Raw genomic sequence first — 16802 nt, 5'->3', positions numbered from 1 at the left:
CGCCGTCCACCGGGAATGGCCACTGGGCGAGGGCGTCGTCGTAGGCGGCGCGGAAATGCGGTGACGCTGAGACGGCCGGCATGGTGGCCATGTTACGGAGCGGCGGCGTCGCCGCAGAGCGGAAGTGGTCAGCGGGCGTCGTTGGGGGACAGCTGCTCGCGCAGGAACGTGGTCAGGGAGATGGGCTCGCGGCCGAGCAGGGTCGCGAGTGTCGGGTCGACGGCGGCGAACTCACCGGCTCGGGAGGCCGCGAAGATGCCCAGCAGCTGGTCGGCCACCTCGGCGGGGGCACCGCCGTCCGTCAACTGCTCCCGGAACCGCTCGTCGGGTGCGGTGGTCCTCGTGATGGTGCGCCCCGTGACCTCCGCGGCGATGCGGGCCAGGTCGGCGAAGGTCAGCGCCTGCGCCGCGGTGAGCGGCGGTGTGGGCCCGTCGAAGCGGCCTTCGTCGGCCAGGATGACGGCGGCCGCCTCGGCGAGGTCGGCGTGCGTGGTCCAGCTGACAGGACCGTCGGAGGGAAGCGCGACCTGGCCGGACTCCAGGCCGTGGCCCGCCAGTTGCAGTCCGCTGGCGGCATAGAAGCCATTGCGCAACGACGTGAACGGCACGCCGGACGCGCGCAGCGCCTCCTCGGTGGCAGCATGGTCGCGGCAGGCCTGGAAGTGGGACGAGGCGCCGGCGCCGATCTGGCTGGTGTAGAGGATGCGGCGGGCGCCCGCGGCGACGGCCCCGTCGATCGCGGCACGGTGCTGCCTCACGGTCTCCTCGCCCATCCGGTCGACAGAGACGATCAGCACCTGGGACACACCCTCGAAGGCATGGGCGAGGCTCTCCGGGTCGGTGAAGCTGCCGTGCCGCACCCGTATCCCCCGGTCGGCGAACGTCTGCGCCTTCTGCGGGTCGCGGACACTCACTCCGATCCGGTCGGCCGGGACACGCTCCAGCAGGCTCTCGACAATCCGGCGTCCGAGCTTTCCATTGGCTCCGGTAACGATGATCACGGTGAACTCCCCACACTCTGTTTCCACTGGAATCCACTTCACAGTATCATCGATATTACCGAGGGAACCGCCTGGAAGGTATCGTTGATATATGCCACCACCGCCCACCAGGGACAGCGCCACCGCCGACGAGTCCGACACCGCGGCCACGGACCGCGAGCAGCCCCGGCAGCGGGTCATCGAAGCCGCGGCCGACCTGCTGGCACGTGAGGGCCGCGACGCGGTCACCACCCGCGCGGTCGCCGTCGCGGCCGGTCTGCAACCACCGGCCATCTACCGGCTGTTCGGCGACAAGGCCGGGCTGCTCGACGCGGTCGCGGAGTACGGCTTCGCCTCGTTCCTGGCGACGAAGAAGGCCAGGAACACGGACGCGGGCCCGCAGGATCCCATCGAGGGGCTGAGGGCCGGCTGGGACCTGGCGGTCGAGTTCGGCCTGGCCAACCCCGCCCTCTACTCACTGATGTACAGCGAGCCCACCAGGGCCGAGTCGGCCCCCTTCAGGGCCGGCATAAAGATTCTGAAGGGCCGCATCCAGCGGCTCGCGGCCGACGGCTGGCTCCGGGTCGACGAGGACCTCGCGGCCATGCTCATCCACGCCACGGCACGCGGCGCGGTGCTCACCTGGCTGTCCCAGCCCGAAGACCGGCGCGACCCGGCCCTGTTGACCACGATGCGGGAGTCCATGGTCGCCGCCGTCACCAACGAGAAGCCGGCTGTGCAGACCGGGGGCCCGGCCGGCGCCGCCCGCGCCCTGCGCGCGGCGCTGCCCGAACAGACGACGCTCAGCGGCGCTGAGCAGCACTTGCTGCGGGAGTGGCTGGGGCGCCTCGCCTCGGACGGCTGAGGCGAGGCGCCATGTACACCCGATGCGTTGGCCGCTGCTTGTCCCTGCTGGGGTTGAGTGCCGTCAGGAGGCCGTGGGCCGGTCCCCCTGGGCGGGTTCGGACAACCGCGTCCGGAGGAAGTCGAGCAGCACGGCGTTGAAGCGCTCGGGCTGTTCCGCGCCCGGCAGATGCCCGGCGCCTTCGATGACGCTCACCGTGGCGTACGGAACGAGCCCGCCGATCGCCTCGGCCTCGGTGACAGGTGTGTAGACGTCGTCCGCGCCGACCACGATCAGTGTGGGCACACCGGCGGCGGCGACGGTGACGAGCGTGTCGCGGTAGTCGGGACGTTCGGCACGGCCGCGCAGCGCCGCGGCAGCCCCACGGGGATCGGTGGCGCGCATCAGGCCGAGCACGTGTGCGGCCACGTCCGGGAGAGCAGCGACGTTGTACGGAGCGAGCATCTTGTCGATGACCTCGTCCGCGTAACCGTCCATCCCCTCGGCGAGCAGCCGGTCCGCGAGGCGGTTGCGGAACGCCTTGCCCTCGTCGGTCTCGGCGGGGGCCGACGTGTCGGACAGGACGAGCGCCCGTACCCGCCCCAGGTGGCTGCGGCAGAACTCCATACATATCTGGCCGCCCATGGAGACACCGCCGATCACCGCGCGTTCGATGCCCAGACGGTCCAGGAGGGCGGCGATGTCGTCGGCGAAATCGGCGAGGAGCACCTTGCCGGGCGTCACGCTGCTCTCCCCGTAACCGCGCAGGTCGGGGGTGATCACCCGGTACCCGGCCGCGCTGAGCGCTTGGGCCTGGGGGGTCCACAGCGTGCGGTCGAACGGGTGCCCGTGGATCAGCACGACCGGAATCCCGTTCGACGGGCCGAGGTCGTCGTAGTGGAGCGTGGCGTCGTTCACGGTGATGCGGCTCATCGCGTGCCTCCCTGGCGTCGCTCGTCGGCGCCGCGGGGGTGCGGCGGCGAGACATCGGGCCGCGTCGCGCGGCGGTGCGGCCACATGAGTTACTTCAGCTCGATCTCGACGAAGGCCAGTGGTGAGGTTCCGGCGTTGACGACTTCGTGTTCGCCGCCGGCCGGGCGTGCGTAGGACTCCCCCGCCCGCAGCTCCGAGGCGGTGACCGTGCCGTCGGGGGTGATCACGCTGGTCCGGCCATCGACGACCGGCACGACTACGTAGTCGTGTTCGTGCACATGGCGACCGGTGCTCTCGCCCGGCTCGAAGTCCCAGCGGGTGACGCGTACCCGCTCGTCCTCGTGCTGCTGTGTCGCGCGGGCGGTGGTCGTCATGACGTAACTCCTCATCGTCGGCTGCCCATGACGCTGCGGCCCGGTGGGCCGCAGCATTCCAGGTGGCAGGCTAACCGGCAGCCTCTACAGCTGTGGGGCGGGGCGCAGGCCGGCCAGGGTGGTCAGCGGCCGGCGGACTTCAGTGCCGCGGTGTACTGCTCGTCGGTGACCGGCTCCAGCCAGCTGGTGCCGTCGCTGTTCTCGTCGCCGACGAGCATGGCGATATGGGCCATGAGCGTGGTGTCGGTGGCGCCGTGCCAGTGTTCCTCGCCGGCCGGGCATTTGACCGTCTCACCGGCGGTGGCCAGCACGACATCGCCGTCACGGGTGCCGACCAGGCCGACGCCGTCGGTGATGTGGAGGGTCTGGCCCTTGGCGTGGGAGTGCCAGTTGGTGCGGGCGCCGGGGGTGAAGCGGACCAGGGCCGCGACGAGGCGGGCCGGGTCGGACGGCGTCTCGATCGAGTTGAGGTAGACGTCGCCGGTGAAGCGCTCGGCCGGGGCCTTGGCGGTGGGGGTGGAGGTGATGTGTTCCATGGCAGCTTTCCTTGATCGAGAGGGGGGCGCGGGGCAGCGGGGCCGGTCAGGCGGGCTGCTCATCGGCGATCTTCTTCAGCAGCGTGATCGCGGTCATCGCGTTGGGCCAGCCGGCGTAGAACGCCAAGTGCGTGATGGCCTCGGACAGCTCCTCGACGCTCAGCCCGTTCTCCAGAGCCTTGCCCAGGTGGTACGGGAGCTGCTCGCTGCGGTAGAGCGCGGCCAGCACACTCACCGTGACCAGGCTCCGGTCGCGGGGGGACAGCTCGGGGCGCTCCCACACGTCGGCGAACAGCACGTCGTTCGTGACCTCGACCAGCTTCGGTGCGATCTGCGCCAGCTCCTGGGGTGCGGACTGCTTCGCCATGCGATGACTCCTTGCGATGGTGCGAACACGTACACGGCAGATCCGCTCTCGGTGAGAGCGGCCCGCCCGGCAGCCGCAGCCACTCCGAGATCAGCACCGGGATGGCGGCCGACTGCCTTCGCCATCGAGGAAACCGCAGGTCACCCGGGCGCGGAAGGTACTGTCGTGACACGTACTGACAGGACACCCCTCAGGCCCGGCGAAACGGCCCCGGGGCCGGTGGTCAACCGGCCGGCCCGCATTCTGAAGGATTCCCCGCCTGCTACAGCAGGACGTCAGCCCCGCCGTCCGCTCCCACCGTGTAGCGGCGGGTGAGGACGCGCTCCCTCAAGTGCTCGACGTAGAGCGCGACTTTGATCTCCAGCGGGAAGTCCGGGGGCCAGACCCCGCGTGTGTAGTGGAAGCGGAGGTCGCGGTAGGAGAAGGACGTTTCGGCCTGTACCTCCTCGCCCTTCTCCACCAGGGCGAAGCGCTCAAGGTGCCCACCCGCCAGACCGGCGACGCTTCCCGGCACGAAGAGTTCGGCGATTCCCTCGTGCGCGAGGACGCGGAAACGCTCCACGTAGGCGTCCCGCGTCTCCTCGGCCTCCATGGCTCCCGCCCTCACTCAGCGCAGTTGTGGACGGCGCTCGTGCTCGATCCGATGACGATATCCCCGAGGCCCCCGGCGACCACGAGGTGAACGGCGTTGACCGTGAGTCCGTGGTCGGCCCCGGCGACCGGCGTCTGCTCGTTGATCACCAGCCGGGTACCGCCGGGCAGGCTGATCGTACTGTTCGGCGCCGTCGGTACGGTGACGGTCGCGCCGCCGATCGTCAGCGCCGTCAGGGTGGCGCTGCCCGTCGCGCCGTCGCAGCGGGCGGTTGCCCTCGCGGTCAGCCCGGAGATACCGATCACGGGGACTCCGGGGAGGCCGATCGAGGCCGATTCGACGTGCGTGGTGGCGGTGGCGGTGCCCGGATCGAGAGTCGTGGTCACACCGGAGCAGAGCGCCTTGACGTCGAGGACGACCGCTGACACGGCGGCCGTGCAGGGCGGCGTCACGGTGGTCGCCCCGGCTGTCCTGACCTGGCCGGTGTCCGGCTGGTCGGGCAGGTGGACCGGCGGCAGGAGCGGCAGGTCCAGCTGGGCCGACAGACCGAAGGCACGGCCGGTGTAGTACTGGAGGAGCAGGGACGCGTCGGCGCTGGACTTCAGGTAGTTGGCGTCCCCGGCGAAGGCCGCGTGCAGCGGCACGGTCGCCGCGGCGTTGAGCGGCTGGCCGGTCACGCCGATGGTGCACCGTGCGGCTCCGGCGCTGTCGGTGGTGGCGTCGCAGGACTGCGCGGTGGCCCCCGTACCGAGGGCGAAGTGCACGGACCTGCCGGTGACCGGTGCGCCGAGGTAGTCGTCGAGCTCGCCCGAGAGCCGGACGTCCTTGCCGTTGGCGATGCGGGCGGGCCCGGTGTACTTGAGCGTCGTCGGCGACTGGACCGCCACCGTGGCGGTCGCCGATGAGGCCTCGTAACCGGAGTCACCCGCGAAGCTCACCGCGACCGGGACCGAAGTGGGCGGCTGGCGCAGGGAGTTGATGGTGCAGTCGGCGCCTCCGGTCGTACCCGTCGTACCGTCGCAGGACTGTGCGGCGTCGCCCGAGCCGATACGGAAGTGGACGGTCCGGCCGGTGACGGGGCTGCCCGTGTAGTCGGAGAGCGTGGCGGAGAGCTTCAGCGGGCTGCCGTTGACGGCGTGCGCGGGTCCGGTGTACGAGAGCTTCGTCGGCGAGGTGGGCACCACCGTGGAGGAGGTCGACGAGGCCTTGAATCCGTCGTCGCCCGCGAAACTCACCGCCACCGCAACCGACCCGGTGGGCTGGTGCAGTTGACCGATGGTGCAGCGAGCTGTACCCGCCGCGCCTGTCGTGCCGTCGCAGGACTGCGCACCGTCGCCCGACCCGACGCGGAAGTGCAGCGTCTTGCCCGCGACGGGGATCCCGAGGTCGTCGACGAGGGAGGCGGAGAGCGTCAGCGGGCTGCCGTTGGTGCCGTGGCGGGGCCCGGTGTACGTGAGGGTCGTCGCCGCGGCCGGTACGGGCGGGCCGCCGCCGCACTCGAGCCGGGGACCGGCGTCCGACGGCGCGATGCACGGCAGCATGTAGAAGGCGGTGATGATGCCGAAGGCGTACGCGTCACCGGAGCGGGGGTCGAGGACCGGGCTGTACACCACGAAGAGGTTGGTCTCCGGGTTCAGGCAGCGCACCCGGGCATCGGCGCCGGGTATGCAGTTCGCCGGGGTGCCGATGGTGTCCTGGATGTCCGTGGACGGCGGGACCGCGCCGTGGCCGCCGTCGGACGCCTCGATGTGCACCCGCCCGAAGCCGTCGAGCGGCGGCGGGTCGGACGGATCGTTGTAGTCCTCCTGGCCGGTGCGGAGCGGGACGTCGTGACCGTACTGGTCGTAGAAGAGCTTCTCCACCTTCCAGTCGATCGGGTTCGGGTTGGTCGTCGCGGCGTAGGCCGTACTCGCGGCCGCGCCCACGCCGAGCAGCCCGGCGACAAGGCAGAGAAGGGCCGCGAAGATTTTCCCGCGCAGCCATGTGGTCGGACGCTTCACCCGAATCCCCCCGAGGACCGGCGGCTGTGCGCGGTGGACAGCGCGGAACCGCCGTGGTGTAGAAGGCCAGTGGTGTACAGAGCCAGTGCTGTACATGCCAACGGGGCAGTCTAGCGGCGGACCCCCGCGCTGCCCAGGGGCTGCCGTACGCGGCGCGCCTCACCAACGACCGGTACGGGAACCGCAGTTCGGCAGCGCGGTCCAGCGGGCCTGCGGGCCTGCGGCGACCAGCTCCGGACAGGCCTTCCTCAGCGCAAACGTGACGCGCCGTCAGCCATTTCGCTCCAGGACGCGAGCAGCCGGTGGATGGCCTCGGCCGCCTCGGGGATCGCGGCCACGGCGCAGGTCTCATCCGTGACGTGCGCCTGGTCGGGATCGCCCGGGCCGTAGATGACGACCGCACGGGCGTCCAGCTTCCCGGCCAGCACCGACGCGTCGGTGAAGTAGGTCGCGTACTCCGGTCGCCCGCCGGCGTCCGCGGGGCGCAGGACATCGGCGAGGTCACGGACGAGGGCGGTGGCGGGGTCGGTGGCCACGCCGTTCAGGTCGAGCACTCGCTCGATCCTGGTCCCCGGGCCGGCGAGCCGCTCGACCGCCAGGAGCGCGTCGTCGGAGCCGAACCCCGGAATGGTACGGATATCGACCATCAACTCGGCGTGGTCGGGGACGAGATTGGGCTGGACCCCGGCGTGGAACGTACCCACGTTGACGGTGGCCGCACCGTGTGTCGCGCTGCGCGGCCAGTCCTTGTACTCGTGGATCCGGACCGCCGCCGCGGCGAGCCTGGCCAGTGCGTTGTCGCCGAGTTCGGGCCGGGATCCGTGCGCGCTGCGGCCTTCGGCGGTGAGCCGCAGCCACAGAACACCCTTGTGCCCGAGGACGATCTTGTTCGCGGTGGGTTCGGCGACCAGCAGCACCGGACTCGGCGTCAGGCCCTCCAGCCGGGCCGCTCCCTCGCAGCCGGTCTCCTCGCCGAAGGTGAGGACGAGTTGTACGTCGGTCCCGTCGGGGTGGGTCGAGACCCGGTGGGCCGCGGCAGCCACCATGCACGCCACACCCGCCTTCATGTCGCTGCTGCCGCGCCCGCGGAGCCGGTCACCGTGGATGTCGCCGCTCAGCGGATCGAAGGACCAGCCGGAGGCGTCGGCGGGGACGGTGTCCAGATGCCCGGTCAGGGTGACCGGGGTGCGGGTGCCGTAGCGGGCGACGAGATTGACCCGGCCGGGCTCCGGCTCGTCGGTCCGCACACTGAAGCCGGCGTCGGTGAGGATCGGAGCGAGGAGTCCGGCGGCGGACTTCTCGTTCCCGGCCCTGGTGTCCAGTCGGACGAGCTGCTGTGTCAGCGATACGGGGTCGAGCACGCGGGGATCTCCTGTCAGTGCTGCGGGGGGGAACCGCGGATGTCAGTGCTGCGGGGGAACCGCGGAGCCGCGGATCACGAGGTGCAGGGGGAAGGACTTCGCCACCCGGGCGCCGTCCGGGGCTTCGATCCGGTTCTGGACCACTTCCAGCGCCGAACGCGCGAGGTCGGCGACGGGCTGCTGCAGAGTGGTGAGTTTGGGGCGCAGCCACTCGCCGACACGGATGCCGTCGCAGCCGATGACGGAGAGGTCTTCGGGGATGCGCAGCCCGTGCAGTTCCGCCGCGCCGAGGATGCCGACCGCGACGATGTCACTGCCCACGAAGGCCGCTGTCGGCGGTTGTGCGGCGCGCGCGAGGTAGGGGAACGTACTGGCGCCGAACTGCTCCGTGTACGGGCCGTGCAGGACGAGGTCCTCGTCGACATCCAGTCCGGCGTGATCCATGGCATCCCGGTAGCCGCGCAGCCGGTCACGGGTGGTGGACAGCTCGCGTGGTCCGGCGATGTGCATGATGCGCCGGTGCCCGAGCTGCGCGAGATAGGCCGTCGCCTGGTAGGCGCCGCTGTAGTTGTCGACGGCGATGGTGTCGACCTCGGCCGGACTGGCGACCTCCTCGTCCAGGAGGACCACGGGCAGCCCTTCGGCGATCGCCCGGGTCAGCCGGGGGTTCTGGCGGTGCATCCCGACGTAGATCAGCCCGTCGATGGCCTCGGTCGAGGCGGCGAAGTCACTGAAGAGCGACTCGCGGCGGGCCTGCTGGCCGGTGATCCCCACGACGAGCGCCACTCCGCTGACGGCAGCCGCGGCGGCGACCTCTTCGGCCAGTTCAGCGAAGAAGGGGTTGATCAGGTCCGGCACGACCAGTGCGATCACCGGGCGGCCGGCGCGTGGAGCGGACGGGGCCGCGGCCGGTACCTCGTAGTTCAGCTCGCGTACGGCGGCATCGATCCGAGCCGCTGTCTCCGGCTGCACCTTCAGCTGCCCGCGCAAGTACCGCGACACCGTCGATGCCGACACCTGCGCATGTTGCGCAACGCTGGTCAACGTCATCCGAACCTCCCTCGCCTTGTCCGCAGTCTAGTGCGCGATCAGTTGGGCATTGACGGCGCATCGACTCGCTTCTATTGTTGCGCAAAACCAGCGCAACATTGCGCAAGATTCATATTGCGCAAGATCACCAGAAGGAGGTACGTGTGAGCCGCGTACTCATCGCAGGCGAGTCCTGGATCAACGCATCCACCGACTTCAAGGGCTACGACGCCTTCCCCCACGCCCAGCTGGAGGTGGGCGTCACCCCGCTGCTCCAGGCCCTGCGGGGTGCGGGCCACGAGGTCACGCATCTGCTCTCGCACGATGTGGCGACCCAGTTCCCGGAGACCCTGGAGAAGCTCGACGCCTATGACGTGGTGATCCTGTCGGACATTGGCGCCAATTCGCTGCTGCTCCACCCGCAGGTGTTCGCACAGGGGCGCCCGTTCCCCAACCGGCTCAAGCTCCTCGCGCAGTGGGTCCGGCAGGGCGGTGGCCTCGCCATGGCCGGTGGCTATCTGAGCTTCCAGGGCTTCCAGGCCAAGGCCAACTACCACGCCACTCCGATCGAGGACATCCTGCCGGTGGAGATCCTCCCGTACGACGACCGCGTGGAGTGCCCCGAAGGCGTAGGCGGCGAACTCACCGGGGAAACGCACGAGGTCACAGCCGGGCTGGCGCCCGAGTGGCCGATCCTCCTCGGCTACCAGCGGCTCACCGCGAAGCCGGACGCGCGCGTGCTCGCCACGATCGAATCGCGCCCCCTGCTCGCGGTCCGTGAGGAAGGCGCCGGACGCACGCTCGCCTTCGCTTCGGACATCTCACCGCACTGGGCCCCGGCCGAGTTCATCGAGTGGAAGGGCTACCAGCGGCTCTTCGACCAGGCCGTCACCTGGCTCGCCGGCGACCCGGACTGACCCCACCGACGTGCCGGGCCCGTCGGGCTCCCCCGCCCGCCGGGCCGACAAGGCCGCAACGGCCGCTATGAAACAGCCCACACGCCCAGAGATTGCATCGGTCCCGTCGGACATACTGGCTCAAAGGAGAGCGAATACACGATGACAAGCCTCAACACCGCAGGACCCGAACCGGACACCGTGTCCACGGCACCCGCGCGGACCGCCCGCCGAACCACCACGGCGGTACTGGTCCTGGCCACCGTGCTGGCCGGGCTGCTCAGCCCCCTGCAGTCCACCGTCAACGGCGCTCTGGGCAAGAACATCAACGACGGAAACGCCGCAGCCGTCATCTCCTTCGGAACCGGCCTGATCCTGATGGCCGTCATCGTGTTCGCCCGCCCGACCACCCGCCGGCAGGCGCTGAGCCTCCCCCGCCTGCTCCGCGACGGCACCATTCCCTGGTGGAACTGTGTCGCCGGCCTGTGCGGCGCCGCCGTCGTACTCTCCGAAGGCGTCACGGTGGGCACCCTCGGTGTGGCCGTCTTCCAGATCGCGCTGATCTCCGGGCTCGTCATCTCGGGCGTGGTCTGCGACCGTTTCGGGGCGACGTCCACGGTCAAGCAGCCGATCACGCTTCCCCGCGGACTGGGCGCCCTCCTCGCGATCGCCGCGACGGCCGTCGCGATATCGCCGAACTTCCAGGTACCCGGAACCATCGCGCTCGCGGTCCTGCCGTTCGCCGCCGGACTGCTCGCCGGCTGGCAGCCCGCGGGCAACTCGGCCGTGGCTCAGGGCAGCGGATCCATGCTGGTCTCGATCGGCCTCAACTTCCTCGTCGGATTCGTCGTCCTCGGGATCGGTCTGCTGGTGCGCGCCTCCACCGGCTCGGTGAGCTTCACGCTCCCCAGCACCTGGTGGATGTACTCGGGCGGTGTGCTCGGCCTGCTCTCCATCGCCCTCATGGCGCTGCTCGTACGGGGTCTCGGCCTGCTCCTGCTGGGACTGGCCTCGATCGCCGGCCAGTTGGTCGGTTCGCTGATCCTCGATGTGATCAGCCCCTCCGTCGGCCAGCCCCTGCACGCCGTGACCGTCCTGGGCACCGTCATCGCCCTCGTCGCGGCAGGTATCGGCATGATCCCCTCCCGCTCCACGCCCTCGGTGCGGACATCATGACCGGGCGCACGGGCGAGCGACCGTACGTACAGACTGTGGCCGGAGCCGTGCCCGCGGCCGAACTGGGCCTCGTACTGCCCCACGAGCACCTGTTCAACAACCTCTCGGGCGTTCTGGACAAACCGAGCTACCCGTTCTCCGCCGCACTCAAGGACGAGCAGGTCAGCGCCTCGTCCGCCTGGGCGCTGCGGCACGACCCCTACTGCTGCGCCGACAACATCGCCGCCAAGCCGGTCGAGGACGTGCACCGTGAGGCGGCTGCCTTCCAGGCCATCGGCGGGCGCACGATCGTCGACGTGACCTCCAGCTCCGCCATCGGACGCGACCCGCAACGCCTCCTCGACCTCGCGCGGCGCAGCGGCCTCAACATCATCATGGGCTGCGGCGCCTACCTGGAGAAGTTCGAGGCCGCGCGGACCCCGGCCGGCACGGTCGACCAGCAGGCGGCCGCGATCGGGAACGAGCTCACCAACGGTGTCGGGGATTCCGGCATCCGGCCCGGCGTCATCGGCGAGATCGGGGTGTCCCCCCAGTTCACCGCGGCCGAGCACGGATCGCTCCGGGCGGCAGCTCTCGCCCAGCTCGACCACCCGTCCGTTCCGTTGATGGTCCACCTGCCCGGCTGGCAACGGCGGGCGCACGAAGTGCTCGACGTCGTGCTCGGCGAGATCGGCGTCGAACCGGCGAAGGTCGTCCTCGCACACATGGATCCCTCCGGCTCCGACGTCGACTACCAGCGCTCGGTGGCGGATCGCGGTGTATGGCTCGAATTCGACATGATCGGTATGGACGTCACGTTCCCCAAGGAGGGCGAGTCGCCCGCGTCCACCGCCACCGCGGACGCCGTCGCCCGCCACATCGACCACGGCTACGGCGGCCAACTCCTGCTCAGCCACGACCTCTTCCTCAAGCAGATGTGGACCCAGCACGGTGGCAACGGGCTCATCCATGTGCCCACCGTCTTCGCCGAAATGCTCGTCGCACGGGGGATCGACCGCGATCTGATCGACACCCTCACCCGGCAGAACCCCGCCCGGATGCTCACCGGCCCCTCGCAGCGCCGGTGCGACCGGCCGTGAGACCGGCCGGATCAACGGGGGCCGAGTCCACATACAAGGGGGCCGAGTCCTCGTACGAGAGCGCCGAGTCCACGTACGAGGGGGCCAAGGCCATCACATCTGAGGCATGGCTTACCTTACTTCTATGACTTGGGCTGACGCGTTCCCCAACCTGCTGATCGGGTTGCGGGAGGGACTTGAAGCGGGACTGGTGATCAGTATCCTGCTGGCCGCGCTGCGCCGTACCGCGGGCGAGGGCCGCCGTACGTCCACCGCGCCCGTGTGGCTGGGCGTGGTCGGGGCGGTGGCCGTCGCGGCGAGCTTCGCGACGGTGCTGACGTTCTCCACCGATGTGCTCTCCAGCAGCGGCCAGGAGACAGTGGGCGGCCTGCTCAGTGTCCTGGCGGTGATCCTGGTGACCGGGATGGTCTTCTGGATGCGGAAGACCGCCGCGAGCCTGTCGGGCGAGCTGCGCTCCAAGGTGGCGGCCGCCTCACAGGTGGGGGCGGGCGCACTCGCCGCCACGGCCTTCCTCGCCGTGGGCAGGGAGGGCCTGGAGACCACTCTGTTCCTGTGGACGGCTGCCCGGGCCTCCGGCGAGACGGTGTCCCCGCTCGTCGGAGCCGGACTGGGGCTGGCGCTCGCCTGCCTGGTGTGCTGGCTGCTGTTCCGCCGGGCGATCCGCATCAACCTGGGTGTGTTCTTCTCCCGTACGGCCCTCGCGCTGCTCGTGATCACCGCGGGCGTGCTGGCGTACGGCCTCGGCGAGCTGCAGAACGCCGGCCTGCTCCCCGGCCGCACCTGGCTGGCGTTCGACGTCAGCGGGACGATCCCGACCAGCTCGTGGTGGGTCACTCTCATCACCGGCGTGACCGAGCTCACCACACGGATGACGGTGCTCCAGGTCGTCGCGTGGGCCGTGTACCTGGCAGTCGCTGTCACGCTGTTCGTCAGGGCCTCACGTTCCCCCGCGACCGCCCGCCCAGCGCCGGAAGCGAATCCCTCTCCCGCGACTGCCGGCCAGCCGGCCGGCACACAGGCTCCGGGCGCCCCTGCCCCGCAGGCGCAGAGTGTCCCCGCGGGCGACTCCCCCGCCCCGCGCGACCGCGCCGGTTTCCTGAGCCGCCGCAGCCCGTGGGCGGTCGGGGCCGTGATCGTGCTGGTGCCAGCTCTCCTGGCGACGGGCGCCGTGGTGTTCCTGCCATCGGGCGGCAGCGCCGCGGCCGGCACGCGGGTCACCGTGACGTCGTCCGGCTGCGCCACAGGGTGGTCCGCCGCGCACAGCGGCACGCAGACGTTCCAGGTGGTCAACCGGTCCGGGCGGGCAGGCGAGATCAACCTCGACAACTCCTCGGGAGCCATCGTCGCCGAGATCGAGACGCTCGGGCCGGCCACCACCGGCTCGATGAGCGCCACACTCGGCGCCGGCGAGTACACCTTCAAATGCCTGATGTCGGGCAAGGGGACGACGAGTTCACAGACCGTGACCATAGGCGCCGGGTCCGGCTCCGGAGGCAAGGCCCCGGTCGCCGTCAAGCGGGTGTCCGTGGCTGAACTCAAGCCCGCGGCAGCCCAGTACCGCGCCTACGTCGCACCCAAGCTGGCCACCCTGGCCAAGCAGGTCGCAGCGGTCCGGCGCGACATCGACGGCCACCACTTGGACACCGCGCGCAAGGACTGGCTGCCCGCCCAGCTCACCTGGGACGAAATCGGCGCCGCCTACGGGAGCTTCGGGGACCTGGGAGATGCCATCGACGGCCTGCCCCAAGGGCTGCCCGGAGGCGTCCACGACAAGAACTTCACCGGCCTGCACCGCCTGGAATACGGCTTGTGGCACCACGGCAGCACCGGCGAACTCCTGCCCGTCGCCAAGCGGCTGGAGACCGACGTCGCGACGTTGCGCAAGAAGCTTCCCCAGGTCACCGTCGACCCGACCGACCTCCCGGTGCGCTCCCACGAAATCCTGGAGGACGCCCTGCGGGACCGCCTGACCGGCGCGGCCGACCAGGGCTCCGGCGACATGTACGCCGAAACCGAGGCCGACATCAAGGGGACCCGGGTGGTCCTGGACGAGCTGGCACCACTCATCAAGCCCCGTTCGCCCAAGCTCCTGCCGACCGCCGCCGCACAGCTCGACGCGCTGGAATCGGCGCTGCGGGCGACCCGCACCGGCAGCGGCTGGCAGCCGTTCCCTGACGTGCCCCTGGCCCGGCGCCAGCAGGTCGATGCCCGCATCGGCACCGTGCTGGAGACCCTCGCCTCGGTCCCCGACCTCCTTGAGGTGCCCATCTCCCGCTGAAGCGCGCGTCCGCGCCGGACGAAACCGGACCGAAATCCGCCGGGCGTCCCCCACCTCTTTCCGCTATCCGCTCCGCCGTCACGACCGATCAAGGAGACCTGCCATGGGCGTCAGCCGACGCACGTTCATACAGGGCGGCGCCGCCGGAGCCGCCGGCACCGCCCTGACGGGCGGACTTCTCGCCGCGGGTGCCCGCGCCGACGCGAACAGCGGCGGCCACAGCTCCCACGAGGCGTCGTCCTACCCCTTCCACGGCGCCCATCAGTCGGGCATCCTCACCCCGGGCCCCCCGCACCAGCAGCGCTTCTCCGCCTTCGCCGCGTTCGACGCGACGGCGGCGAAGCGCCCGGAGCTGGTCGACCTGATGCGTACTCTCACGGAGCGGGCCCGCTTCCTCACCTCCGGCGGAACCCCACCGGACCTGGGCGTCAGCCAGCCTCCTTCGGACAGCGACGTACTGGGGCCCGATGTCCCCGCCGACGGTCTGACCGTCACCCTCGCCGTCGGATCCAGCCTCTTCGACGACCGGTACGGCCTGTCCCGTGCCAAGCCGCTGCGCCTGACCCCAATGCGGACCTTCCCCAACGATGCGCCCGAGGCCCGCTGGAGCCACGGTGATCTGCTGCTCCAGCTCTGCGCGAACCACCCCGACACCCTCCACCACGCGATCCGCGACCTGACCAAGCACACCCGGGGCGGCATGCAGCTGCGCTGGAAGATGGAAGGGTACGGATCGCCGCCGCGCCCCTCCGGCGCCCCTCGCAACCTGCTCGGCTTCAAGGACGGCACCGCGAACCCCGCCCCCGCGACGGCACAGGGCCTGGTGTGGGTGGACGACCCGGCCGAGCCCGCCTGGGCGCAGGGCGGTACCTACCAGGTCGTCCGGCTGATCCGGATGCTCGTGGAGTTCTGGGACCGGGTCTCGATCAACGAGCAGGAGATGATGTTCGGCCGCCGCCGGGACAGCGGCGCCCCGCTGGACGGCAACGCGGAGACCGACGTCCCCGACTACGCCAAGGACCCGCACGGCCAGGTGATTCCGCTCAACTCCCACATCCGGCTGGCGAACCCGCGCACACACTCCACAAGCAGCCAGCGCCTGCTGCGCCGCTCGTACAACTACGACCTGGGAATGGACGAGAACGGCAACGTGCAGTGCGGGCACATCTTCGCGTGTTACCAGCAGGACCTGCACCGCCAGTTCGAACAGGTCCAGCAGCGTCTGATCGACGAACCCCTCGTGGACTACGTCCAGCCCTTCGGCGGCGGCTACTTCTTCACCCTCCCCGGAGTGCTCAACTCCCGGGACTGGTACGCACGTCGGCTGCTCACCTGACGGCACCGTACGGGCTCCGGGGGAACCGCCCGGCCTCGGAGCCCGTCATGTGAAGTACTTACGTCGTCGACCCGCCGGATGCTGCCCCGCCGTACGCCGCAAGCCTGCGCACAGGCGCCGGGGTCCGCGACGGCCCGCACCGGTATGCGCCGGAAGAGGCTGGTCGACGCGGGACAGAGCAACTGATCCGGAGCGGTACATATGTCGAGCCTCAACTGGAGACCGCTGACCGCCGCCCAGGAGGGCATCTGGTACGCGCAGGCGATCGATCCGAAGAACCCGGACCAGAATCTGGTCGACTACCTGGACATCCGGGGGCCCTTACGGCTTGCGTTCCTGGAGAAGGCGTTCAACCAGGTGATGGCCGAGACCCGGATCCGCGCGTCTGCGGTTCCGTCAGGACGAAGCCGGACCACGGCAGGCCGTCGAACCTCCGCGCGACCACCGGCTGCCTGTGGTCGATCTGCGGGATGAGCCCGATCCTGCGGCGGCGGCCGAGGCGTGGATGCGCAGTGACGCGGCGCGTGCGGTGGATCTGCAGAACGAGCCCGTGTCCATCGTGATCACCGCCCTCCCGGTCGGCGACGACAGGACCCTGCTCTACCTGCGCACGCACCACATCACCCTGGACTTCCTGGGGTACGCCCGGTGGCTGGACCGCCTGACGGAGATCTACACCGCGCTGGAGGACGGGCGGGAGGCCCCGCCCACTCCGTTCGCGTCGCTCGACGACGTACTCGCCGACGACGCGTCGTACCGTGAGAGCGAACACTTCCGGCGTGACCAGGCGTACTGGGCCGAGCAGATGGCCGACGTACCGGAGGGTGTGACGCTGACCGGCCGGACGGCACCGGCGTCCCACTCCACGCATCGCCGGACCGGTGTGACCCCTCCCGGTGTCATGCGGTCGCTCCGGGTACTGGCGCGTACGTCGGGCGTCGCCCTGCCCGCCCTGCTCATCGGCGCCGTGGGCATCTACCTGCACCGGATGGCGAACACCCCCGAGGTCGCCCTGGGATGA

At 70.5% G+C, this 16802-nt stretch carries 17 protein-coding genes; 8 read left to right on the top strand and 9 right to left on the bottom strand.

The features are described 5' to 3' along the window. Positions 1 to 128: 128 nt before the first annotated feature. Positions 129 to 1001 carry an SDR family oxidoreductase gene (locus OG210_RS34345; protein ID WP_328333984.1) on the bottom strand — a complete coding sequence of 291 codons (873 nt, stop codon included), beginning with the start codon at positions 999 to 1001 and terminating at the stop codon, positions 129 to 131. Positions 1002 to 1092: 91 nt separating this feature from the next. Between OG210_RS34345 and OG210_RS34340 the strand changes: the two genes are divergently transcribed. Next, positions 1093 to 1845: a TetR/AcrR family transcriptional regulator gene (locus OG210_RS34340; protein ID WP_328333982.1), complete on the top strand. Its 753-nt coding sequence runs from the start codon at positions 1093 to 1095 to the stop codon at positions 1843 to 1845. Positions 1846 to 1908: 63 nt separating this feature from the next. On the opposite strand, the gene OG210_RS34335 is transcribed toward OG210_RS34340, so the two are convergent. The 8 genes from OG210_RS34335 to OG210_RS34300 form a co-directional block, all read right to left on the bottom strand. Next, on the bottom strand, positions 1909 to 2757 hold the full coding sequence (locus OG210_RS34335; protein ID WP_328333980.1) for an alpha/beta fold hydrolase: 849 nt from the start codon (positions 2755 to 2757) through the stop codon (positions 1909 to 1911). An 89-nt stretch (positions 2758 to 2846) separates the two neighbouring features. Further along, positions 2847 to 3131, bottom strand: coding sequence for a cupin domain-containing protein (locus OG210_RS34330; protein WP_328333978.1), 285 nt, complete (start codon positions 3129 to 3131; stop codon positions 2847 to 2849). 122 nt (positions 3132 to 3253) lie between these two features. Next, positions 3254 to 3667 carry a cupin domain-containing protein gene (locus OG210_RS34325; RefSeq protein WP_328333976.1) on the bottom strand — a complete coding sequence of 138 codons (414 nt, stop codon included), beginning with the start codon at positions 3665 to 3667 and terminating at the stop codon, positions 3254 to 3256. A gap of 46 nt (positions 3668 to 3713) precedes the next feature. Beyond that, positions 3714 to 4034, bottom strand: coding sequence for a carboxymuconolactone decarboxylase family protein (locus OG210_RS34320; protein ID WP_328333974.1), 321 nt, complete (start codon positions 4032 to 4034; stop codon positions 3714 to 3716). A 262-nt stretch (positions 4035 to 4296) separates the two neighbouring features. Beyond that, the gene (locus OG210_RS34315; protein ID WP_328333972.1) at positions 4297 to 4626 is read right to left on the bottom strand and encodes a hypothetical protein; all 330 of its coding nucleotides are present in this window, start codon (positions 4624 to 4626) and stop codon (positions 4297 to 4299) included. A gap of 11 nt (positions 4627 to 4637) precedes the next feature. Further along, the gene (locus OG210_RS34310) at positions 4638 to 6626 is read right to left on the bottom strand and encodes a choice-of-anchor P family protein (RefSeq protein ID WP_328333970.1); all 1989 of its coding nucleotides are present in this window, start codon (positions 6624 to 6626) and stop codon (positions 4638 to 4640) included. Positions 6627 to 6874: 248 nt separating this feature from the next. After that, the gene (locus OG210_RS34305; RefSeq protein WP_328333968.1) at positions 6875 to 7987 is read right to left on the bottom strand and encodes a M20 family metallopeptidase; all 1113 of its coding nucleotides are present in this window, start codon (positions 7985 to 7987) and stop codon (positions 6875 to 6877) included. Between the two features lie 42 nt (positions 7988 to 8029). Then, positions 8030 to 9037 (bottom strand): LacI family DNA-binding transcriptional regulator, encoded by a 1008-nt coding sequence (locus tag OG210_RS34300; RefSeq protein WP_328333966.1) that lies wholly within the window; start codon positions 9035 to 9037, stop codon positions 8030 to 8032. Between the two features lie 143 nt (positions 9038 to 9180). Between OG210_RS34300 and OG210_RS34295 the strand changes: the two genes are divergently transcribed. From OG210_RS34295 to OG210_RS34265, 7 genes are all read left to right on the top strand, one after another. Further along, positions 9181 to 9933, top strand: coding sequence for a glutamine amidotransferase (locus OG210_RS34295; RefSeq protein ID WP_328333964.1), 753 nt, complete (start codon positions 9181 to 9183; stop codon positions 9931 to 9933). Positions 9934 to 10074: 141 nt separating this feature from the next. Further along, a complete protein-coding gene (locus OG210_RS34290; protein ID WP_328333962.1) occupies positions 10075 to 11088 on the top strand; it encodes a DMT family transporter in 1014 nt (337 codons plus the stop codon). Continuing rightward, complete coding sequence (locus OG210_RS34285) at positions 11085 to 12167, top strand: phosphotriesterase-related protein (protein WP_328333960.1); 1083 nt, start codon at positions 11085 to 11087, stop codon at positions 12165 to 12167. The genes OG210_RS34290 and OG210_RS34285 overlap by 4 nt, the downstream gene beginning before the upstream one ends. A gap of 124 nt (positions 12168 to 12291) precedes the next feature. Beyond that, positions 12292 to 14445: an iron uptake transporter permease EfeU gene (gene efeU / locus OG210_RS34280; RefSeq protein WP_371534650.1), complete on the top strand. Its 2154-nt coding sequence runs from the start codon at positions 12292 to 12294 to the stop codon at positions 14443 to 14445. Between the two features lie 103 nt (positions 14446 to 14548). After that, the gene (gene efeB / locus OG210_RS34275; RefSeq protein ID WP_328333956.1) at positions 14549 to 15781 is read left to right on the top strand and encodes an iron uptake transporter deferrochelatase/peroxidase subunit; all 1233 of its coding nucleotides are present in this window, start codon (positions 14549 to 14551) and stop codon (positions 15779 to 15781) included. 201 nt (positions 15782 to 15982) lie between these two features. Further along, positions 15983 to 16255: a hypothetical protein gene (locus OG210_RS34270; protein WP_371534652.1), complete on the top strand. Its 273-nt coding sequence runs from the start codon at positions 15983 to 15985 to the stop codon at positions 16253 to 16255. Continuing rightward, a complete protein-coding gene (locus tag OG210_RS34265) occupies positions 16167 to 16802 on the top strand; it encodes a condensation domain-containing protein (RefSeq protein WP_371540116.1) in 636 nt (211 codons plus the stop codon). The genes OG210_RS34270 and OG210_RS34265 overlap by 89 nt, the downstream gene beginning before the upstream one ends.

The sequence above is a fragment of the Streptomyces sp. NBC_00466 genome, assembly GCF_041433995.1.
GTDB lineage: Bacteria > Actinomycetota > Actinomycetes > Streptomycetales > Streptomycetaceae > Streptomyces.
This window is presented reverse-complemented; position numbering and strand designations above follow the sequence as displayed.